Genomic DNA, 23131 nt, shown 5'->3' on the forward strand with positions numbered 1-23131 from the left:
CTTCCAGAATACGCAAAAAGCAGGCCCGTAACAGCCTGCTTTTTGCGTATTAAACTGAAAAAGAGGCAACCTCAAATTACGAGGTTGCCTCTTTTGTCATTCCACATACAAAGATAATTTCTTCTCGATGCGTGTCTGGAAAGCAGCGAAGACGCTGCAGACCGCCCAGTAGATGAGCGCGACCAGAATGTACATGGTCATGTAGTCGAACTCGCGGCCACCGACGATTTTGGCGTTCTGGAACATTTCCGGAACGGTGATCATCGCCGCCAAAGACGAACCTTTGATCAGGTCCAGCAGCACGTTGCTCATCGGCGGAATGGCGATCCGCAATGCTTGCGGCACAATGACTTTGCGCATGATGAACGACCACTTCAGACCCAAGGCATAAGCCGCTTCCCATTGCCCGTGATTCACGGAATTCAAAGAGGAACGGATGATTTCCGCGCTATAGGCGGCCGAGCTCATGCTGAAACCGATGATGGCCGCCGTAACGGCTGTGAATTGGATACCGATGAACGGAAAGCCGAAGTAAAGCAAGAACAAAATGACCAAAGTAGGCGTCCCCCTCATAAAGGAGATGTAGAGCCGTGCCAGCCAGCGCAAAGGCTTCAACTTGGCCAGCTGCAGGAGAGCAAGGAAAAAGCCAAGCAGCGTGCCATTCACCATGCTGGTCAACGCGATTCCAAGTGTATAGCCCATCCCTTTCAGGACGTACGGGAGGCTGTCGAGAGCCAATTCCGGATTAAAGATATACTGCCATTGGATGCCTGACATGTCTTGCCCACCTTTCTGATTGCCTTACTATTTCATATCGCTTACGTCGATGACTGGGAAATCATATTCGATCTGTACGGTTACATCCGCACCGTCGTAGAACTGTTTCGATAATTCCGCCAAAGTACCGTCAGCACGCATTTCGTCCAAAGCTTCGTTGAATTTCTCGGTCAATTCGTCATTGCCTTTTTTGATGGAGAAATTAGTTTCGGACGGGTTGTAGAAAATGTCATGCACTTTTACCGGGATATCAGGTAAAGCGGCAGTCGCCAATTTTTGTGCGTAATAGTCGTTCAGGATAACGTCGGTCCGTCCGTTCGCTACGTCAGACAAGTACATGTCGTTTGTTGCATTGTCGTAGATTTTTTCTTCTGCGCCGAAGTAGCGTGCGACTTTCATGTAAGTCGTGGTTGCGGCACCGGCAGCGATTTTGCCTTTCAAATCTTCCAGCGTTTCGATGCCGGAATTATCGGATTCACGGACGACCATGGCTCCGAATGAATATTTGTAAGGGGTTGTATAATTGTATTTATCGGCATTTTCGCCGTTGCGGTCGATCCCGAATGCTGCAACATCCACTGCGCCGCTGTTGACGGAAGTCAGCATGCCGTCAACACCCATTTCGGTGAATACCACTTCCACGCCGATGCGTTCAGCGATTTCGCGGATGATTTCCACTTCGTAACCGGTCAATTCGTCGGTTTCTTTGTCGTGATAAGAGTTAGGGTAAAGCGTTCCGGAAGTGGCTGCCTTCAAAACGCCGGCTTCCTCGATCTTGTCCCAGGCTGTTTCTGAATCAGTTAACACCGCTGTATCAGTAGCGCTGCTGTCGGCTGTTTCGCCGCCCCCGCAGGCTGCCAAAGTCAAACCTAGTAATGCCGTCAAACCGCCAAATAAAACTCTCTTTTTCTTAACCATCCGTGAAACCTCTCCTTTTTCCCTCGAATATGAACTAGACATAAGATAGCACGTATCTGGGCCGAAAGCAATCGTTTTATCTATAAAAATAATACAGTTTCAGATGCTGTTATAAATAATTTTCAGCGAAAAGATTGAACAAAATGAACATATCTTCTCATGTGTTTCCGAACATTCAGTAGGGAGGTTGGTACAGTTCGTAAAACAGTTTGTGAAGTGGGGAACAGCCCACGCAATATGTAACGAAAGTTACTGAAAACAAAAAAGCTCCGGTTGTCGGAAGTTGTCCGATAACCGGAAAGAATCGGACAACCGGAACGCATTAATGCTTCAACGAACTCCGCGCACATTTTCGGAATCGAAACTGAACAGGATGCCATTACCCGGCACGTCCAACTGCATCCGCTCGACGATGGCGGTTTCCAGCGCGGGAGCGACATCGGAAGTGACTAGGTTCATGATGATGTCCTTGCCGGCATCCACTTCGATCCCAAACACTTTTCGGCATTTTTCTGCGAAAGCCCCGGTCCCATGGAAGAGGGTGCCGCCGCGCGCACCGGCCGCCGCCGCCGCTTCGACGACTTCGTCACCCAATCCGGCGGCAACGAGCGTGAAAAAGACTTCGTGACCGGAATCTGGATGGGCATCCTTTTCGTCCAGATGCAGACGTTCGCCGTGCGTACCCATCAAGTGCGAAACCGGACTCGTGAACAGGATGCCGCGATTCGGCAACTCGAAATGGAAGAGTGAGCTGATGTGTTCGATGGCTGGCTGCGTCTTTTCGCGCGCGCAGACCATAAAGAGGATTTCCTTTTTTACTTCATAAAAACCGATTGTGCGCAACAAAGCGCTGGAAACCGTGCCGGAACCATGCATGATGGTCCCTCCCGTGATGCCACATTTCTTCGCTTCTTCAAGCACTCGGCTGGCTTTGCCGATGTTGACGACGACAAAAATGACGTCGTAGAATCGTGTGTTTTCAACTTGTTTAGTCAATCAAAGTCCCTCCTTTACACTATTGCGTTGGTAGATGGCGCCTAGCAATTGCAGCGAAATGATCGGCATCATCGCCACCATCGCAATCATCCCGAAACCTTCCAAGAGCACATTGGCATCCGGTGTGATTTCCGCGACACCCTGGATGAACGCCAGGATGAAAGTGGCTGTCATCGGTCCCGAAGCGACGCCGCCCGCATCAAAGGCGATCCCGACGAACAGCTTCGGCACTTTGTAGGAGAGGGCAATGATGATCAGATAGCCGGGGACGAGATAGTGCCACAGTTGCAGCCAAGGGATGAGCACACGCACGACCGACAAGAGGACGGCGAGCCCGACTCCGATGGACAGGAATCCCAGCACAATACCGCGCTTAACATATCCAGTTGTAACATCTTCTATTTGATGCGTCAATACATATACCGCAGGTTCCGCCAAAATGACCAATACCCCCAGCACAAAACCGACGATCAGGACCGGAATGGAGCTGTCAATCCCGGCGATCAGCATGCCGAGTTTGCGCCCGACTTCCATAAAACCGGCATTCACGCCGGTAAGGAAAAGGACCAATCCGACAAAGAGATAAGCCATCCCCAAGAAGATGCGGCGGAAAGCTCGTTTAGAAAGCTTTTCATCCGCAAAGAAGATGTGATTGAGCACGAAAATGATCAGGATCGGCGAAACGGCCAACAGGATTTCGCCCGCAATTTTCGGCAACTCGTGCAGGAATGGCGTAAGCCAGTGGGCTACCGTAGCCGCGGTGGCAGGTATCGAGCCCGAGAGCGGTTCATCGGAACGGAGGAACAATCCCAGGATCAGTACCGCCAGAATGGCACCGGCTGAGGCGATCCCCACCAGGCCGAAACTGTCTTCCTCGGCTGATTGCGTCCGCCGGTTCAGGGATGCGACCCCGACCGCTAGCGCCAACATGAAGGGCACAGTCAAAGCGCCGGTCGTCGATCCCGAGGCATCGAAAGCGATGGCGAACAGGTCGTTGGTGCTGAAGTAGGCCAAGCCAAAGATGGCGAGGTAGAGGAACGTGAACGTCTTGTTCAGCGGATAGCGGTAAACGATCCGGAACAATCCGATTGTGAGCATCACGGCGATGCCGACGGAAACGACGACCAGAAGCAGGTTTTTCGGATACATGCCGTTTGTGACCTCGGAGACTTGCGTCGCCAAAATATGCAGATCCGGTTCCGCGATCGAGATGAAGAAGCCGAGCACAAGTCCCATCCCGAGCACGTATTTCATGCTGTTGCTGCGAGCCAAACCTTTCCCGAGGAATTTCCCGATTGGTGTGATGCCGATGTCCACACCGAAAAGAAAGATGGACAAGCCGATGATGATCAAAAACGCACCGAACAGGAACCGCTGCAGGTCGACCGTTTCGAGCGGCGTCAAGGTGAAGTGGAGCAGGACGACAAGCAGCGTGATCGGCAGCACCGACTGCAGGACTTCCCTTAATTTTTCTGAAAATATACTCATATATTCAGTCCTTTCATAGTGATGTTATAATGTTGAAGAGTAATATTCATATATTAAACATAACATGCCAACTATTAAATAGGAAGTAAAACGCACCATATTGAAGGGCATTGGTCAATTTTCCGATACTTTAAGGAAATTCGCCCTGATCTGACGGTCACTAGAGCCAAACGTTTTGCTTTGACGGAAGCGCTCCAAAGCATTAGAATAAAGGAAACAATAGGGTTTCATGAAGGATGATTAATTATGAGCATAAAAAACAAAAGCTTGCTGAAAACTGCCATTTTGGCGGGCGCGGCGGCCTATCTGCATCTCCAAAACACGTGGATCCAGAAGACCGAGTACACGATTCCGGTAAAGAACCTTGCGCCGGAAAACGAAGGGTTGAAGATTGTCCAGCTTTCCGATCTTCATCTGCCGAAAGAAAAAATCGATCTGAACAAGCTGATCGACATGACCAAGGAAGCGGAACCGGACTTCATCTTTCTGACCGGCGACCAGATCCAAGGGGATGAGGTCTTTGATCCATCAGTTGCGGAAAAATTGTTTCGAAAATTGGCGGCAATCGCGCCGACCTATGCCATCAACGGGAACCATGACCGTCATTCACCGATGTTCCACATTGCTTTGGATCTCTACAAGAAGACAGGGATCCGCTATTTGGATGATGAAGCAATCAGCGTCCTGGCGAAAGGCAGAAAACCTGTCGTCATAATGGGTCTGAGCGACAAAAGCGCAGCCATCCAGAAAATTACGAAGGATTTCCTGAAAAAAATCAAGCTCCGCAAAGATTGGCAAGGCCAGACGCGCCTTTTGCTGGCGCATCGACCTGAACATTTCCTGAAGTACCATATCAATCCGGAGAAATCAGCTGACATCACGTTCGCCGGCCATGCGCACGGTGGGCAAATCCGCATCCCTAAAATTGGTGGGCTCTATGCGCCAGGACAAGGCCGGATGCCGCAGCATACCGAAGGGGTCTATCTGTTGCCCACGGATCCGGAAAAGAAATTGGTCGTCAGTCGGGGCATCGGTGGGTCATCCTTTCCGTTACGCATCAACAACCGACCGGAAATGGTCATCGTGACCTTGACGAGCGGCTCCGTTTCTGAAAAGCTGTAGGCGCGTGCTCTGATTACGCTTAGACGGCGAGGGAAGAGCGTTCCCTCCAGTTTGTTATGTAAGCGCATTAATAATTTTTGTATTTCTGACTGAATTGGGTTACACTTAAGGTAATAAGTAGAAGGAGTGTGGGTTATCATGGTGAAGAGCTTAATGGACAGAATGCCTTTGAATGATGGTTTTACAATCCCCGGTATCGGATACGGCACTTGGAATGTGAGCGATGATGAAGCGGAAGAATTGGTCTTCATGGCCATAATGCGCGGGTACCGCCTAATCGACACAGCCAGCATGTATGGAAATGAAGCCGGCGTAGGCCGCGGTATCCAAAAAGCAATCAATGGCGGCATTTCCAGAGATGACATTTTCGTCGTCACTAAAATCTGGAAAGACGACATGGGTTTTGAGAAAGCAATGGACGCTATTCGAGCCAGCTATGACCGTCTCGGACTGAAATACATCGACCTGTTCCTAATCCATTCGCCTAGCGAAAGCGACGATGTCAACGCAGAAACATGGAAAGCATTGGAAGATGCCACAGACTCCGGAATCGTCCGCAGTATCGGGGTTTCCAACTTCATGCGCGGCGATCTGACGCAGTTGATGGAAAATTGCCGGATCAAACCAGCCGTTAACCAACTCGAAATCAACCCTTACAACACCATGGAAGTCGTGGATGATTTCTGCTACGATAACAATATCGTGACCATGGCATACAGCCCATTGGCAAAAGGCCGGATCAACACGGAAAGCAAAGTCATCAAAATCGGCGAAAAATACGGCAAGACACCGGTGCAGATCGCTTTGAAATGGTGTGTGCAGCGTGACCTCATTCCTATTCCAAAAACGAAGGATGCCGATCGCATGAAAGAAAATCTCGACATCTTCGACTTCACCTTGACCGATCAGGAAATGGAAATGATCACGCGTATCCAAAAGCCCACTAATTTCGAAAAAGGCCACCAAGACCACAACTTGGGCAAGCGCATCGGGTTCGATACGCACAAGACAGTGTAAACAAGAATGATAGAGGGGGCCGTCTCAAGATGAGGCGGCCCTTCGTGTTGTAGCCAATTTCAAATCTGACTGTCGACTGTTGGGTAAGCAGCAAATGCCGAACACCCGACAGATAGGCGTTCTCTCGGGTGTTCGCGCCGCCGGGGAATCCGAACGCCAGACAGATAGGCGTTCTCTCGGGTGTTCGCGCCGCCGGGGAATCCGAACACCCGACAGATAGGCGTTCTCTCGGGTGTTCGCGCCGCCGGGGAATCCGAAAGCCAGACAGATAGGCGTTCTCTCGGGTGTTCGCGCCGCCGGGGAATCCGAAAGCCAGACAGATAGGCGTTCTCTCGGGTATTCGCGCCGCCGGGGAATCCAAACACCCGACAGATAGGCGTTCTCTCGGGTGTTCGCGCCGCCGGGGAATCCAAACACCCGACAGATAGGCGTTCTGTCGGGTGTTCGCGCCGCCGAGGAATCCAAACACCCGACAGATAGGCGTTCTCTCGGGTGTTTTCCTGGAAAGTAGCGTTCCTATCTCAATGCAACTGTCATCAAAATGATATACTGGCTGTAAATATGCAGAACAAGGATGGGGTATATGGATTTTTATTATGATGAAGAAGCGATCCGCTATCTGAAGGTAAAGGATCCGATTTTGGCGGACATCATCGACCGGATCGGGCCGATTGAACGTCCGATCGATGCGGATCTCTTTTCGGCGCTCATCAACAATATCGTCGGCCAGCAGATTTCGATGAAGGCCCAAGAGACCGTCTGGAAAAGGATGCTCACCGCTTTCGGCGCGATCACGCCAGAGAATCTTTGCCGAGTGAGCGTCGAAGAAATCCAGCAGTGCGGTTTGTCGACCCGCAAAGCGACGTATATCCGTGAAGCGGCCGAAAAAGTCCTTTCCGGCGCATGCGACTTGGAGGCATTGAAGGATATGAACGATGAAGCGGTCATCGCCGAGCTGTCGCAACTGCGCGGCATCGGTAAATGGACAGCCGAGATGCTGCTGATCTTTTCAATGGGCCGTCAGGACGTGCTGAGCTGGGACGACCTCGCCATCCATCGCGGACTGCGGATGGTGTATCATCACCGTAAAATCACGAAGCCGTTGTTCCAAAAATACAAACGCCGTTACGCGCCGTACGGTTCGATCGCGAGCCTCTATCTGTGGGAAGTGTCCGTCGGCGTCCTGCCGGATCTGAAGGACTATGCGCCGCTGACCGAAGCCGAAAAGAAGAAACGCCAAAAGCAGCGCCAAGAACTGAAACGGGCGGAAAAGCAACTCCTGTAATGTATAACGCAAGCATCCCCTCATTTGTATTGGGATGCTTTTTTTGATTCTGTTGCAAAGGGGATGCTTTAACCGGGCGCCAGCCCCAATCATGCCTACAAAAATCATTCATTTTGTATCTCAAAAAAATGGTATCACTAAGCAATCCACCCTGGATTAGTGTAGAATAGGAATAGAATGTTTCATAGACAACAGTGAGTGAGGGGATAAAACCATGATCAGATTAGGCATCATCGGAACCAGCAGCATCGCGCATGCATTCGCCACAGCGGCAAAAGCATCCGGACAATTCGAAATAAAAGCGGTCTACAGCCGCACCCAGTTCAACGCCCAGAGTTTCGGCGAGGGCTACGGCGCGGATGTGTTCGTCACCGAGCTGGACAAATTCACAGCCTTGGAGGAAGTGGATGCCATCTACATCGCATCGCCGAACAGTCTCCATTTCGAGCAGGCCATGTCGGCCATCGCGAACGGCAAGCATCTTATCGTCGAGAAGCCGATCTTCTCGAACACGAAAGAATGGGAGGCCGCCTTCGCCGCAGCGAAAGCCAACAATGTTTTCCTGTTTGAAGCCGCCCGCCACCTGCATGAGCCGAACTTCGCGCTAGTCAAGAACGAGATTGCTAAATTGGGCGAAATCGACGGCGCCAGCTTCACTTATGCCAAATACTCCTCCCGCTATGACCAGGTCTTGGCCGGCGAGGAACCGAATATCTTCTCGCTGGATTTTTCCGGCGGGGCGCTCGCCGATTTGGGCGTGTACTTGCTGTATGCTGCCATCGATTGGTTCGGTGTGCCCGAGGAAGTCGATTATGCCGCCAAGAAAATCCAGACGGGCGTGGATGGAGCCGGCACAATGCTGCTGAAATATCCGTATTTCACAGTCAGCCTGCACACATCGAAAATCTACAATTCTTTTGCTGATTCGGAAATCTACAGCGGCAAAAAAACGTTGCTTCTCGATGGCGTCAATTTGATCCAGTCGGTCGAATTGGTGGACGGCGAGACCGAGGAACGTTACCAATTAGCCGAAAAAGCGTCCGGACATTTCATGGATGACGAGGTCCGTGCATTCGCGCGCGTCTTGAATGATCCGGGAAATCCTGATACTATAGAAGACTATGAACGTTGGACGCAGATCAGCCGAGACGTCAACCGGACAATGGAAGCTTTGCGCAAAAAAGCGGGAATCGTTTACCCAGCGGATTAATACGAAGCGCAGGTCAGCCGGATGCTTCCGCGCGAGGCTTGCACCGCAGCTTAATAACAGGCTGCACTATAAGAAATGAGGAAATAAATGATGATGATGGAAGAAATGGCAATGCCATTCGAGAAATACTGGAATGAGATGAGTTTTCAGCTGCCGACGCCGATCCAAGAAAATGTCTTCAAACCGTTGATGGAAGGCAAAGATGTCGTTGGCCTATCGCCGACCGGTACCGGTAAAACGTTGGCTTATGCCATCCCGTTGCTGCAAAAAACGGATGCCAACAAGGAATTACAATTGTTGGTGCTCGTGCCTTCGCAGGAATTGGCGCACCAAGTAGGGCACGTTTTGGCGGAATGGGGTTCCCTGAAGGACTTGACCGCGCAAGTGATCATCGGTGGCGCGAACGTGGGCCGTCAGATCGACAAGCTGAAGGAGAAGCCGGAAATCGTGGTCGGAACCCCGGGACGCTTGCTGGAACTGGCCAACCAGAAAAAACTCAGACTGCACAACATCAAAACGGTCATCTTGGATGAAGCGGACTACTTGATGCAGGAAGAGCATCTGAACGCCTTGCGCGAGTTGATCAAAAAACTGCCGGGTTCCCGCCAGATGGGTTTCTTTTCGGCTACGAACAGCGAAAACCTGAAGGATATCCAGAAATGGTTCAACACGGAGCCACTTTGGTTCGACACGACAAAGGAAGGCCAGTTCATGGACCAGACTGTCCATGGCTTCATCGAGGCGCCGACGCGGAAGCGTGCTGAAATGCTGCGCCGCTTAGGCAACCTGGAAGGCATGCAGGCGCTCGTTTTCGTGAACTCCACCCAGGAACTCGATTACTTGGCGGGAAAACTGCAGTTCGAGGGCATCAATGTCCGCATGCTGCACAGCGATTACGGCAAGGCACAGCGTAAGAGCGCCATGGATGAATTCCGCAAAGGCAATGCGACTTTCCTGCTGACGACGGATGTTTCTGCCCGCGGGATCGACATCCAGGATCTGCCTTACGTCATCCATTACGATCTGCCGCTTTCGAAGGAAACGTACCTGCACCGTTCCGGACGTACGGGCCGGATGGGCAAAAAAGGGGTCGTGCTGTCCTTGGTGAATGACCGCAACAGTCGCGATATCAAACGCTTTGCGCCTCATCCGGATGAAGTAAAAGAATTCTTCATCTATGGCGGGGAACTCGTCAACGAATTGCCGAGCCGCGAATCACGTGACGCCATCCGCGATGCGCAGAAACCGGCCGCAGCCAAAGCAGCCAAAATCCAGAAAAAAGCTGCCTTGAAAGAAGAAGAGGCGTCCCCACAAGCGGCAGCCAAGAAAATCAAAAAGAAAAAAGTCCGCACCAAAGACCAGAAAAACAAAGGCGCGCGCCGCAAGCCGACAGAACAAAAGCTTTCTGAATAACTGAAATACTTTCCGCATTCTGCCGGAAGGACAGCCCCAAACCGCGCTTGCGGAGGCTGTCCGCGGTGGCGTGTGGATTTTTGCGTTCGATCTAAATGCGGGCTGTCCTCCGGCCAAGCCAGCGTTCGCCGGAGGACAGCACTTGCGAAATGCGCCCAGCTCCGGCGAGGCTGCCGCCGCCGGAGGAGCCCGATAATATCGTATCTCTCCTCCGATGGCGCATCCGCTGGTCGGAGAAGACGCTCAAAATGCCGGCCGGAACTCCGGCCAGTCGCGCGTTCGCTAGTCCCAACAGGCAGATTTCCTTCCCGGGTCCGTTGCGGCGAACCCCTCGCACCTGTATAATCAAAGACAGAGAACGAATATGTATACGGATACGGAACAAAGTCCGCTATGCAGCACAAGAAAGGGGTGCATGCTAACTATGGTCACCATCAATGACATCGCCAAAATGGCCGGTGTGGCGAAGAGCACCGTTTCCCGCTATCTGAACGGCGGGGCCATCAGCGAAAAAACAAAGGCGAAGCTGGATGAGATCGTTGCCGAGAACGACTATAAACCGAATAAATTTGCCCAAAGCCTGAAAGCGAAGCGCACGCACATGGTCGGGACGATCATTCCGCGTCTGAATTCCTTTGCGACGAATGAAGCGTTGCGGGGCTTGGAGAACAGTCTGCGCCTTTCCAAAAACCAATTGTTGATCACGAATGCGGATCAGAGCCGCGAACGCGAAATCGAAGCCATCTCCACCTTGGCGAAGCAGCGCGTCGACGGCATCGTCTTCTTCGCGGCAGCCATCACGCCGGCTCATGTGAAGGCGTTCGAAGAGGCTAATGTTCCCGTCGTCATCGTTGGGCAATCGCATCCCGATTTCCACTGCATCATCCATGATGACGAGAAGGCGGGCCATTCGGTCGGAGCCTACGCGGTGGCAAACGGGCACAGGAACGTCCTCGTTTTCGGCGTCGACGAATCCGATGAAGCGGTCGGGGTGAGCCGGCGCAACGGCATCGAGCAAGCTTTCGAAGGCCACGACATCGACTACATGTTCGTCAAAACCAGTTTTTCGATGAAGGATGCCTACGAAAAGGCGCTGGAAATCCTGCCGCAATCGAAAGCCACCTTCGTGATCGGCGCGACCGACAATATCGCGATCGGGATCATGCGCGCGGCCCACGAACTGCAGCTCGAGATCCCGAACCAATTCTCCTTGGCGGGCTTCGGTGGCTATGAAATCACGGAGGCAGTCTATCCGCGTATCACAACCGTCCATTATCCGTTCATGGAATCCGGTGAATTGGCGGCCAAAAGCCTGCTGGAATTGATCACGGAAAAAGAAGTCGCCATGATCCAGACGCTGGATAACGAACTTTTGATCAGGGAATCGACAATCAAAAAAGCATAATACCGGTGTTAGGGCCCGCAGCGAAGCGGGCAAGGAAGCGGCATTTATTTTGACTGTCCATTTTGGGACAGTCTGTTTTTTTGCATTTTTGATTTGGCGGGTTTCCCCGCGAAAATATAGCGCTCCTGGAAGCATCCAACGCAAATACAGAAAAAGTACAACCTATTCTGGTCGCTTGAAGCATGGCTGAACCTTGAACCGGCAAGCTTTCTCTTCCTTTTTAATTGCTCTCCTTATGCGCCGATGGGACGGGATAGCCCCGCCAGTCCTTTCATCGCAATATCCTTTTGAATTCAGGGAACGAAAGGGATTTGCTGTTGATTTATTGGTTTTCGAAAGCGAATCAATAATTTAATTGCGGATTAATATATAATAAGTGGATATTGCGTTAGAGGAGGAAAAGTAAAAATGAACGAAGCGAAAGGGTATAAAAAAATTTTGGCAGTTCTGGGGGCATTCGCCTTATTGGGACTGAGCGGCTGCGGCCAAGAAGAAACGCCGGAAGCGGATAGCAGCCTCCAGGCGACGACGGAACAGACTTCCGAGGCGGTAGCACAAGAAGCAACTGAAGAAACAACCGAAGCAGCCACTGAGGAACATTTGGATTATGAGAACCAGGATGAATGGGACTTCGAATCCGGCGAGATGCAATCCCCGATCAATATCGAAACGGGTGCAGCCGAAGCGATGACCACGGACGGCTCCCTGGCACTGGACTATGCGGAAGAAATCATCGATGTGGTCGACAACGGGCACAGCATCGAAATCGAGGACGGCGGGCAGGCGAAGATTGCCGGACGCAGTTTTGAACTGGCGCAATTCCATCTGCATTCCCCGAGCGAGCATACAGTGGATGGCGAAAGTTTCCCGATCGAACTGCATTTTGTCCACAAGGCCCAGGACGGACGCTTAGCGGTCATCGCGGTTTTCTTTAAAGAAGGAACAGAAAATGCTGCCTTTCAAGCGATTCTGGATGATGTCAAGGCGAATGAAGAAGCTACTGTTGCGAGCGGTCTCAGCCTCAACGTTGCCGAACTGCTTCCGGCCAACAAAAGCTACTACCATTACCTAGGCTCCTTGACGACACCGCCGCTGACCGAAAATGTCGAGTGGTATGTGATGGCTAACCCTGTGGAAGTTTCCGCGGAACAGATTGCGGCCTTCAACGAATATTATCAAGGCAACAACAGAGAGGTCCAACCATTGGGCGAGCGTTCTGTTTTGAAATACGAAGAATAACATGCCTTTGCGGTGATTTGAGCGCCTTGGCTGAAAAGTTCCGTCCCCCCGATTCGTATCGGGGCTGGCGGAACTTTTTCGTTTTCCTGGGAATCCGTAACGCGATTACAAAATTCCGAAAGATCGGAGACGCCGGCACTTTTTTTGATATAATGGAGGGAAAAACGCGAGCAGGAGGAACGTAATGGGGGAAATAGCAGCAAAGGCCGCATCACTGATTTTGATCATCGTGATCGGCTACGTCATCAAACGGATCGGATGGGTCAGCGCCGAGGATTTTCCGAAATTTTCAAAAATCGTATTGCGGATCACGCTTCCGTGCGCGCTGATCACGAGCTTCAATAATTTCGACATCACCTACAATCTGTTGTTTCTGACCGCGCTTGGCGTTGCCGCAAATTTGATCCAGCAAGTGACCGGTTATCTGGTGAATAAGCGCAAAGGCGGCAAAGAGCAAGCGTTCGCTATCGTCAATATCGCCAGCTACAATGTCGGGGCCTTTGCGATGCCATACATCGCCGGATTGATGGGCCCGCAGTCGATCATTTTCGCGTCGCTTTTCGATGTCGGCAATTCCTTCGGTGCTGCCGGAATCGGCTATGGCTGGTCCCGCTCGGTGGCTGATGAGAAGCAAAAAACGACGCTATTGAGCTTCCTCAAGCTTATGTTCCTGTCGCCGCTATTCGATACATACTTGATTCTTTTGTTGATGCGCCTCTTCGGGTTGCAATTGCCGGATGCAGTCATCACCTTTACGTCCACTGTCGGCGGCGCTAATACATTCCTGGCGATGCTGATGATCGGGATCGGTCTGGAATTGGGCTTGGATGCACACCGCTTCAAGTTGGCCTTCAAATATTTGGCCATCCGCTATGGCTATTCGCTGGTTTTCTCCATCCTGATCGTGCTCTTCCTGCCGGTCTCGACGGTCGTGAAGACAATCCTCTGCATGCTGTTCTTTTCACCAATCGCATCCATGGCGACCGGATTCACCGAAGAAGCGGGCGGCGACGTCGAAACCTCCGCCTTCATGAATTCCGTCTCCATCCTGATCGGGATCTTCGCGATGCCGCTCGTTTTGGCGGTTATGGGATAAAAACATATGGAATGAATCAATGGCTGCCTCAGATCAACTGAGGTGGCTTTTTTTTCCAGCCAAATTGAGGATGGCTTTTGAACTAGCGTATGGAGCGATTGCCTATACGAAGCAGCCCTTAATGTTAGCGCTTAAACAAACGGAGTCTTATAATGGGGGTATATCAAATCAGTTTCGGATCAAAGTAATCTGATTCAGCAATCATCGTCTGAGGGTCCCAAATGGAACGGATCCCATCGTCAGCTCCCGCAGTTCTATATAGGAGGCTGTTTTTTATGGAAAAAAGAATAAGGCTGTTAGCCCTCTTAACCTTGGTATTTTTGGTGGGTTGCACCGACACAATGATTTCGGGACAAAATGGAGGGATTGCCAGCCAAGAGAGCTCTGCCCAAGCCGTCAGTGGGGCAGATACAGAATCAGAAAATGAAATTGCAGAAGGCGGAACGGTTCTGACCTTCGCCGATGAAGATCTGGAGCTTTATGTGCGTAAGCTGATCGGGAAAGAAGAGGGCGAGCTTGCGTTAAGCGATGTCGAAGCGGTTGATGCCCTCTATCTGGGTAATAAAGACATCAGCGCCATCGATGGAATCGAGCATTTCACGAATCTGCGGATACTACACCTGAATCAAACAGAAGTCAGCGACATGAGCGCCTTGGCCGGGTTGACGCAATTGGAATACCTGGACATCAGCCATACCCGAGTAGAAGATATTGCCGCTTTAAAGGACCTGAAAAAGCTTAAAACCCTTTACCTCAACAACAACCAATTGGAGGACATCAAAGGATTAGCTGGTCTGAAGCAGCTTGAGGTGCTCTATTTGAACGATACTGCTGTCAGCAACATCCGCCCGTTGATCGACCTGACCAGCCTGCAATCGTTGAAGCTGCGCAACACCGAAGTTGAAAATGTCAGCTCCTTGGCTGACATGAATCAGTTGCGCTATTTAAGCCTAGGGAATACCCCGGTCAACAATATCACAGCTCTATCAGGATTAACTCAGCTGACTATCTTGGAGCTGGACAACACCTTCATCCTTGACGTTGAAGCTGTAGCAGCTTTGACGCAATTGCTAACGCTAGACTTGAGCGGGACTGAGATCAACGACGGTAGCGGGCTGGCGGAACTCGGAAACCTTTTGACGCTGGACCTGAGCGGCACCAACATAAGCGACATCTCACCGTTAGCCAACCTGAGGAAGCTATCGCGTCTGGATCTGAACAGTACATCGGTCGTGGACATCGGCAATTTGGCGGGCTTGACTGAACTGACGCACCTCGAAATGAGCGGGGCGCAAGTGAGCGATATCGGAGCCTTGGCAGGCCTGAAGGAATTGGTCTACCTTGATCTCGCGCACAATCAGATCAGCGCTATCGACAGTTTGGCCAATCTGACAAAAGTCAGACACCTGAATCTGGCAGGCAATCAGATCAGCGATGCCACCGCCTTGGCGAACTTGGCGGAGCTTTGGTACCTTGATGTGAGAGGGAATCCGATCAGCGATATCGCGCCTTTAACGGGCTTGGAAAAGTTGGGCAAACTCCACATCAGCGGAGCAGCAGTCAGCGCCGAACAACAAGCATTGATACAGAGCGCTCTGCCGGGCTGCGACATCAGTTGGTACGAAGAATGAACGCAAGAGCATAAAATCGCCCACGTAATTATTTGCGCTTCAGAGTCATCTTAGCGGACAAGGATTCAATTAATTCTTGAGAACTTTCGACAATTCAGATGAGTTGTCGAAAGTTCTGCTTGTTTCGGCTTCGTTTCTTCGGATAATCCGCGTTAAATGTCGTGACTTTCGGCAGCAATGGCCACTCAAAGATTGCAAAGCGGCTTTACTATCTGCTCCGACTCATCTAAAATATAGGCAACAGCAACAATTATTTGATAGTTGGCTATCGGGGAAGAGGAGAAAAATAATGCGCTCGAATAAGCGAAATAAGAACGGTTTGAAAATAGTTGTCAGTATCCTTGCAGTTCTGGTGATCGGTATCCTTGGATATGTCTACTCAATTTACGCAAATGTGAAAGACACGATGGACACAGCCTACATGCCTGTCGAAGTCGAAACTTTCCGCACAACCAACACCGGCACTGTTGCCGATTCGTCGGAAACAGTCGATGAAGAAAGCAGAGCGGATGCCGGAGCGTTGACCCCATCCGAGTTGTTGCAAGCGGGTGAACCGATTTCGATACTATTGTTGGGCGTCGACACCGGTGATCTGGGCCGCACCGAACAAGGCCGTTCCGATTCGATGGTCGTCGTCACAATCAATCCGCACACGCAAAAGACGACACTTTTGAGCATCCCGCGCGATACATACACGGAAATCGTCGGATACGGCACTTCCGATAAAATCAATCACGCCTACGCATTCGGCGGCACCGCGATGTCCATCAATACCGTGCAACAGATGCTCGACATTCCCGTTGATTTCTACGTGATGGTCAACATGGCCGGGATCCAGGAAATCGTCGATGCGGTCGGCGGCATCACCGTTGAAAGCCCACTTGCCTTCAATCAGAACGGCTATGCTTTCGTCCAAGGCACGAACCAACTTGATGGCGAAGCATCATTGGCGTTCGCACGCATGCGCTATGAAGATCCAGCCGGCGATACCGGCCGCCAAGGCAGACAACGCTCAGTCATCGAAGGCGTCATCCGCAAACTGGCGACACCGGAAACACTGCTGAACTACCAGACCATTTTGCAGTCCTTGTCATCCAACGTACAGACGAGCTTCCAATTATCCGATTTCTATACGCTCCAAAACAAGGATTATCTCGGCGCAGTCGACAACATGAGTCAGCAACAACTCGGCGGCACCGGCAGCATGATGAACGACATCTACTACAACTTCGTTGACGAAACCGAACTCACGCGCGTCCATGACCTGCTTAAGGCAGAACTCGAACTCGAATAAACGCCTAAACAAACAGAACTTCCGACAATTCAAGTGAGTTGTCGGAAGTTCTGTTTTTTCTCTTTTCACATATTATTCTTCAGCCTCAACGGATTGCGCGCATGCCGACCAACTCGACGTCGCACGCCAAATGATCCGCAGCAACAGGCTGCTCAAACATCAGATCGGTGGAGAGATATTTTTTGCTGTCGTCGGCAAAAACGGTCGCAACGACGGCATTCTTGTCGCCGAGCAGATCCTGTGCCTTCAGCACTCCCAAAAAGTTGGCGCCAGATGAGATGCCGACGCCGAGCCCGAGCACGCGCGCGAGGTTGCGGGCCATGTTGATGGCGTCGCAGTCGTCGATCGACAGTATATTATCGAGCTGATCCAGTTTGACGATGGCCGGCACGAACTCGTCGCCGATGCCGAAGATCCGGTGCGGGCCGACGACTTTTCCGCAGGTCGCCATCGTCGGGGAGGAGGCCGGATCGAGCGGAAAAGCAAGGCAATCCGGATAGCTTTCCTGCAGAAGTTCCTTGACGCCCATCAGTGTTCCGCCGGTGCCGACGCCGGCAACGAAGCCGTGCGGCCGTTTGCCGAGTGCAGCCAGCTGCGCCAGAATCTCCTTCCCGGTCGACGCATAATGGGCAGCGCAGTTTTCGGGGTTGGAGAATTGGTGCGGCAGAAAGGCGCCTTCGGTTTCGCCCATCCGGTCGGCGAGGGCGATCGAACCGGTGAAGCCGCCTTCCGACTTGGAAACGAGCCGGATGGTTGCGCCGAAACTTTCGATCAGGTTGATACGCTCCTTGCTCATCCAATCGGGCATGAAGATCGTGACCGGATTGCCCAGATAAGCGCCGATTGCCGCAAAGGCGATGCCGGTGTTGCCGCTGGTCGCCTCCGCGATCGGCGTACCTTCAGTGATAGCACCTGTTTCGTAGGCCTTGCGGAGGATGTGGCAGGCGACGCGGTCCTTGATGCTGCCTGAGTAATTGTAGTATTCCGCTTTTGCGTATACTAGCCGCGGTTCGCCTTTGTAAAGCAAGGAAATCTCAAGCATCGGGGTGTTGCCGATCAAAGCCTCCAAACCATCAAATTTTTCGGACATTTTTTTGTTTATCGTCATGGTCAAAAAACCTCCCATACTTATGTCATGTCGCTCTTTGTCTTCATTCTAATCCTTTTGGCGAGGAAAGGCCATCGCCAGCCGTTCGATAAAAACACAAAATAATTTTTATCAAAACACTTGACTTTATCTTTGAAAGGGTTTACTATTCATATCAAGAGGAACCGGTTTCGCCAATGCGGAAAAACTGCTCCTTATCATTTTGAATCAGAAGGGAACCGGTTCCGAAATGAGATGAAACACAGTTTTTATTGCACTTATTCTTAGGCACAACAGATAAAAGGAAAGAGGGAGAAAAATGGATTACAAAAAGATTGCAGAAGAATTGTTGACGGATATCGGCGGAAAAGACAACGTGCAGGCGGCGACGCACTGTGCGACACGACTACGCTTGGTTTTGAGGGATGAAAGCAAGGTCGATCAAGCGGGATTGGACGAACGCGACGAAGTCAAAGGGACTTTCTCCACAGCCGGTCAATACCAGATCATCCTGGGATCCGGGATCGTCAATGAAGTCTACAAAGAATTCATCAAAATGGCCGGCATCGACGCCATGAGCAAAGAGGAAGTCAAAACAGCCGGCACGCAAAAACTGAACCCGATCCAACAAGGCGTCAAGATGCTTTCGGACATCTTCGTACCGATCATCCCGGCAATCGTAGCCTGTGGTTTGATGATGGGATTGAACAACGTATTCACGGCACAGGATTTGTTTGTTGCCGGGAAATCACTGATTGAAGCTTATCCTTCTATTGAAGGTTTGGCAGCCATGATTAATACATTCTCTAATGCCGCGTACGTCTTCCTGCCTATCCTGATCGGTTTCAGCGCTACGCAGAAATTCGGCGGCAATCCATACTTGGGTGCCGTTTTGGGGATGCTGATGGTCCATCCGGATCTCGTCAACGCTTACGCTTATCCGTCAGTCTTGGCTGCCGGTGAAGTGCCTTTCTGGGATATCTTCGGATTTGAAGTCGCGAAAGTCGGTTACCAAGGAACAGTCCTTCCGATCTTATTCGCATCTTACATCCTGGCGAAAGTCGAAACGTTCCTGCACAAACGCGTACACACTTCTCTTGATAACCTGATCACACCGCTGTTCGCTTTGTTCGCAACCGGCTTCCTGACTTTCACTTTGGTGGGCCCGTTGACGCGCACGCTCGGCGATATGATGACAAACGGCCTAGTTTGGTTGTATGACACGACAGGTGCCATCGGCGGCGCCATCATCGGTTTCTTCTACGCGCCACTGGTCATAACAGGTATGCACCACAGCTTCATCGCCGTGGAAACACAATTATTGGCTGATATCGCCAAAACAGGCGGTACGTTCCTCTTCCCAATCGCGGCTATGTCAAATGTATCTCAAGGTGCTGCCGCATTGGCGATGTTCTTCATTATCAAAGAGCAAAAAGCGAAAAGCTTGGCTTCCGCATCCGCAATTTCCGCTTACCTGGGGATCACTGAACCTGCGATGTTCGGGATCAACCTGAAATACCGCTACCCATTCTACGCAGCGATTATCGGATCATCGATCAGCAGCGCTTATATCACATTCTTCAAAGTGAAGGCAGTCGCAATGGGGGCAGCTGGATTACCTGGGATTATCGCAATTACGCAAGGTAAACTTTTCCATTACATAATCGGAATGCTCATCAGTTCCGTAGTGACCATCGCGCTTACTTATGTATTCAGCAAAAAAGAGTGGTCAAAAGCTGTTAAGAAATGAGGGGTGATATGGGGAATTTAGAGTGGTGGAAAACAGCGACCGTTTACCAAATATATCCCAAAAGCTTTAAAGATTCGAACGGTGATGGCATAGGGGATCTTCCTGGCATCACCAGCAGAATCTCTTATTTGAAAGAGCTGGGTATCGATATGGTTTGGCTAAGTCCAATCTATGAATCGCCCAATGTCGATAATGGCTATGACATCAGTGATTATGAAAGCATTCATCCGGATTATGGGACGATGGCGGATTTTGATGATTTACTTGCCGAGCTGCACAGCAATCAAATAAAAGTTATGATGGACTTGGTGGTCAATCATACCTCAGACGAGCATCATTGGTTTCGGGAAGCATGCAAAGCTAAAGATAATCCTTACCGTGATTACTATATCTGGAGGAAAGGTACAAATGGACAGCCGCCAACAGATTGGTCGGCGTCGTTCGGCGGTTCCTCCTGGACATATGATAGGACAACGGACGAGTATTATCTGCATCAATTTTCCAAAAGTCAACCAGATTTGAACTGGGAAAATCCAAAACTTCGTCAAGAAATTTATCAAATGATGCGTTTTTGGCTGGAAAAAGGTGTTGATGGTTTTCGCATGGATGTCATCAATCAGATCTCAAAGAAAGAAGTGCTCGGTAGCTATCAGGAATTTGAACTTGGGCAGGGCTGGTATAAAGCTTTGAAGCCAGATCAAGCTTCGGTGCATGTCTGGCTCAATGAAATGAATCGGGAGGTACTCTCGCATTATGATGTTGTGACGGTCGGGGAAACGCCAAAAGTTACTTTGGAAGAAGCTTTAAAATACTCGAATCCGCTGCGTTCTGAGCTGCACATGGTCTTCCAGTTTGAACATATGCGTCTGGATCGTGTAAAAGGGAAATCTAAATGGGACATTGCGGAATTGCCCCTGGTAGAATTGAAGGAAAATCTATCGAAGTGGCAAAAAGCACTAGCCGGAAAAGGTTGGAATAGCCTGTATTGGAATAATCATGATCAACCTAGGATCGTCTCTCGTTTTGGTAATGACGAACCGAAGTGGCGAACACTCTCAGCCAAACTCTTGGCGCATACTTTGTATATGATGCAAGGAACGACCTTCTTGTTTCAAGGTGAAGAAATCGGGCTTCCCAATGCCTATTTTGATGATATTTTCGACTACAATGACATTGAGTCTGTCAACTATTATCAGCTAAAGAAGCAAGAAGGGATTCCTGATCAGCAGATCATACGCTCTTTGCAAGCACAATCCAGGGACAATGGACGGACGCCCGTGCCATGGAATAATTCGCATAATTTTGGCTTCACTACAGGAAAACCTTGGCTTCCATTTTCAAAACACAGTGATTTGCCGACAGCGGAGGACAATGTGAAAGATTTGGAATCTGTGTACCATTATTATCGAAAGCTGATTCGTTTAAGGAAAGAGCAAGCTATTCTTTCCGAGGGTACCTATACCTTGCAGCTACCGGAAAATAATCAGATATTTGCTTTTTCGAGAAAATATAATGAAGAAGAGTGGTTTACCTATACAAACTGGTCAGAGGAAACAATCACTATTCCGATGCAGCCAGAAAGAAGACAACGTGTGATTGGCAATTACGGGGAAGCTTTCTACACTAACTCTCGTGAAGAGGAATTAACTTTACGACCTTATGAAGCCATCACGTTCAGAAAGGAATAAAACGATGAAAGAATGGACGCGCGAGGAGCGCTATAAAAAACTCTCGGATTATTCCGACGACTATATGGAAGAATTGGCGAAACGGGTGGCGCAGTCGCCCTTCCGCCAAAACTACCATATCCAACCGAATACCGGCCTTCTGAACGACCCGAACGGCTTCACTTATTTCGACGGCAAATGGCATCTCTTCTACCAATGGTTCCCGATGGGCGCGGTCCACGGTCTGAAGCACTGGTACCACCTGACTTCGACCGACCTCGTGCATTGGAACGAAGAGGGCGTCGCGCTGCTGCCTGACACGGCGTACGACAGCCACGGCGTCTATTCCGGCAGCGGCTTCGTCAAGGACGGCCAGCTGCACATCATGTATACCGGCAATGTCCGCACGGAAAAATGGGAAAGGGTGCCGAACCAGATCGTTGCCCGCATGGAGGCGGACGGCAGCTTCACGAAGTTCCTGCCGCCTGCTATCGCCGGCAATCCGGAAGGCTACACCGACCACTTCCGCGATCCCAAAGTCTGGGAGCAGCAAGGCATCTATTACACCGTCATCGGTGCCCAACGCACGGATGAAACCGGCACAATCCTGATGTACCGTTCGGCTGATACGGTGGAGTGGGAATTGATGGGCGAAGTCGACGCCGGTTTGCCGGACTTCGGCTTCATGTGGGAATGTCCGGACCTGTTCGAAATCGACGGCAAAACCGTTTTGTTGTTTTCGCCGCAGGGAATCGAGCCGGAAGGCGGCCGCTACCACAATATTTTCCAGACCGGTTATGTCATCGCTGATGATTTCCGGATGGATGAGTTGAAATTGGCGCATGATGGTTTCCAGGAACTGGATGCCGGCTTCGATTTCTACGCTACCCAGACAGCGGAAAGTCCGGATGGCCGCCGCATTCTGACGGCCTGGATGGGATTGCCGGAAATTGCATACCCGACCGACAGCGAAGACTGGGCGCACTGCCTGACGCTGCCGCGCGAGTTGTCCATCAAGGACGGCAAACTGATCCAGAAACCGGTCCGCGAATTGGTTGCTTTGCGCAAAGCGAAGACTGTTTCCGATGCCGGCTTGTTGTCTGGCGAAAAGACGATCGACCGCGATGGCGTAAACTGCTACGAGCTCCAGTTGGAATTGACATTACCGGCGTCAGCCGATCGCTCGCCGGTAATTTTGGATCTCTGCGAAGATGCCGCAAACGACAAACGTTTCCGCATCATACTGGATCCGGCCAGCAAAAAAATCACGATCGACCGCAGCCGCTGCGGCATCCCATTTGCAGAAGAATTCGGAACGACCCGCACGCTGGCGGTCGGACAGATGGACCACGTGAAGCTGCAGATTTTCGTCGACACCAGCTCGATCGAGATCTTCGTCAATGACGGCGAGGGTACATTCACCTCCCGCGTCTTCCCGCAAGCGGGAGAAACCGGCCTGTCGCTCGCGGCAGGCAGCACAATCGATTACAGCCTCGAACTTTGGGAATTGGCCTGAAAAAGCGAGAAATAACAGTTGAACGCGCCACACTTGGCTCTGGAAGCAGAGCAAGGGGTGGTGCGTTTTTTGCGTTGGGGCGTGGGAGGCGCAGACGGGTGCGCGGAGATGCAGAAAAACCCGCCAACAGCGATTTGGCGGGGAAAAATGCAGGGCGCTCCACTGAATTTCCCCGTCGAGAGCGCGTTGGAAGGTTATCCCGAGGAAATCTGCTCCTGGA

18 protein-coding genes are annotated in these 23131 nt (G+C 51.0%); 13 read left to right on the forward strand and 5 right to left on the reverse strand.

What is annotated here, in order from left to right; all coding sequences use genetic code 11:
* Positions 1-96 precede the first annotated feature (96 nt).
* The 4 genes from C8U37_RS08170 to C8U37_RS08185 form a co-directional block, all read right to left on the reverse strand.
* Positions 97-777, reverse strand: coding sequence for an amino acid ABC transporter permease (locus C8U37_RS08170; protein ID WP_107995718.1), 681 nt, complete (start codon positions 775-777; stop codon positions 97-99).
* A 27-nt stretch (positions 778-804) separates the two neighbouring features.
* Complete coding sequence (locus C8U37_RS08175; RefSeq protein ID WP_108032753.1) at positions 805-1695, reverse strand: transporter substrate-binding domain-containing protein; 891 nt, start codon at positions 1693-1695, stop codon at positions 805-807.
* 330 nt (positions 1696-2025) lie between these two features.
* Positions 2026-2691, reverse strand: a complete 666-nt coding sequence (locus C8U37_RS08180) for a hypothetical protein (RefSeq protein WP_108032754.1) — start codon at positions 2689-2691, stop codon at positions 2026-2028.
* A complete protein-coding gene (locus C8U37_RS08185; RefSeq protein WP_108032755.1) occupies positions 2692-4179 on the reverse strand; it encodes a DUF1538 domain-containing protein in 1488 nt (495 codons plus the stop codon). It abuts the gene before it with no gap.
* Positions 4180-4425: 246 nt separating this feature from the next.
* On the opposite strand from C8U37_RS08185, the gene C8U37_RS08190 reads away from it, so the two are divergent.
* The 10 genes from C8U37_RS08190 to C8U37_RS08245 all read left to right on the forward strand — a co-directional run bounded on the left by C8U37_RS08190 (position 4426) and on the right by C8U37_RS08245 (position 16891).
* Positions 4426-5301 carry a metallophosphoesterase gene (locus C8U37_RS08190; protein ID WP_108032756.1) on the forward strand — a complete coding sequence of 292 codons (876 nt, stop codon included), beginning with the start codon at positions 4426-4428 and terminating at the stop codon, positions 5299-5301.
* 138 nt (positions 5302-5439) lie between these two features.
* On the forward strand, positions 5440-6318 hold the full coding sequence (locus tag C8U37_RS08195) for an aldo/keto reductase (protein WP_108032757.1): 879 nt from the start codon (positions 5440-5442) through the stop codon (positions 6316-6318).
* A 583-nt stretch (positions 6319-6901) separates the two neighbouring features.
* Positions 6902-7603, forward strand: coding sequence for a DNA-3-methyladenine glycosylase family protein (locus C8U37_RS08200; RefSeq protein WP_211306151.1), 702 nt, complete (start codon positions 6902-6904; stop codon positions 7601-7603).
* Positions 7604-7817: 214 nt separating this feature from the next.
* Complete coding sequence (locus C8U37_RS08205) at positions 7818-8813, forward strand: Gfo/Idh/MocA family protein (RefSeq protein ID WP_108032759.1); 996 nt, start codon at positions 7818-7820, stop codon at positions 8811-8813.
* A gap of 87 nt (positions 8814-8900) precedes the next feature.
* Positions 8901-10226, forward strand: coding sequence for a DEAD/DEAH box helicase (locus C8U37_RS08210; protein WP_245879798.1), 1326 nt, complete (start codon positions 8901-8903; stop codon positions 10224-10226).
* Positions 10227-10650: 424 nt separating this feature from the next.
* A complete protein-coding gene (locus tag C8U37_RS08220; protein ID WP_108032761.1) occupies positions 10651-11631 on the forward strand; it encodes a LacI family DNA-binding transcriptional regulator in 981 nt (326 codons plus the stop codon).
* Positions 11632-12039: 408 nt separating this feature from the next.
* Entirely contained in the window at positions 12040-12870 is an 831-nt protein-coding gene (locus C8U37_RS08230) for a carbonic anhydrase family protein (protein WP_108032763.1), read from the forward strand.
* Positions 12871-13054: 184 nt separating this feature from the next.
* Positions 13055-13966: an AEC family transporter gene (locus C8U37_RS08235; RefSeq protein ID WP_108032764.1), complete on the forward strand. Its 912-nt coding sequence runs from the start codon at positions 13055-13057 to the stop codon at positions 13964-13966.
* A 275-nt stretch (positions 13967-14241) separates the two neighbouring features.
* On the forward strand, positions 14242-15597 hold the full coding sequence (locus tag C8U37_RS08240; RefSeq protein ID WP_170100229.1) for a leucine-rich repeat domain-containing protein: 1356 nt from the start codon (positions 14242-14244) through the stop codon (positions 15595-15597).
* A gap of 289 nt (positions 15598-15886) precedes the next feature.
* Positions 15887-16891 (forward strand): LCP family glycopolymer transferase, encoded by a 1005-nt coding sequence (locus tag C8U37_RS08245; protein ID WP_108032766.1) that lies wholly within the window; start codon positions 15887-15889, stop codon positions 16889-16891.
* 85 nt (positions 16892-16976) lie between these two features.
* On the opposite strand, the gene C8U37_RS08250 is transcribed toward C8U37_RS08245, so the two are convergent.
* On the reverse strand, positions 16977-17999 hold the full coding sequence (locus C8U37_RS08250; protein ID WP_108032767.1) for a PLP-dependent cysteine synthase family protein: 1023 nt from the start codon (positions 17997-17999) through the stop codon (positions 16977-16979).
* Between the two features lie 298 nt (positions 18000-18297).
* Between C8U37_RS08250 and C8U37_RS08255 the strand changes: the two genes are divergently transcribed.
* Genes C8U37_RS08255 through C8U37_RS08265 form a run of 3 tightly spaced genes read left to right on the forward strand, consistent with a single transcriptional unit; the run spans position 18298 to position 22911 of the window.
* Positions 18298-19728, forward strand: coding sequence for a sucrose-specific PTS transporter subunit IIBC (locus C8U37_RS08255; protein ID WP_108032768.1), 1431 nt, complete (start codon positions 18298-18300; stop codon positions 19726-19728).
* A gap of 8 nt (positions 19729-19736) precedes the next feature.
* Positions 19737-21416 (forward strand): glycoside hydrolase family 13 protein, encoded by a 1680-nt coding sequence (locus tag C8U37_RS08260; RefSeq protein ID WP_108032769.1) that lies wholly within the window; start codon positions 19737-19739, stop codon positions 21414-21416.
* A 4-nt stretch (positions 21417-21420) separates the two neighbouring features.
* Positions 21421-22911: a glycoside hydrolase family 32 protein gene (locus C8U37_RS08265; RefSeq protein WP_108032770.1), complete on the forward strand. Its 1491-nt coding sequence runs from the start codon at positions 21421-21423 to the stop codon at positions 22909-22911.
* Positions 22912-23131: the final 220 nt, after the last annotated feature.

This window comes from Trichococcus patagoniensis (genome assembly GCF_003051085.1).
Lineage (GTDB): Bacteria > Bacillota > Bacilli > Lactobacillales > Aerococcaceae > Trichococcus > Trichococcus patagoniensis.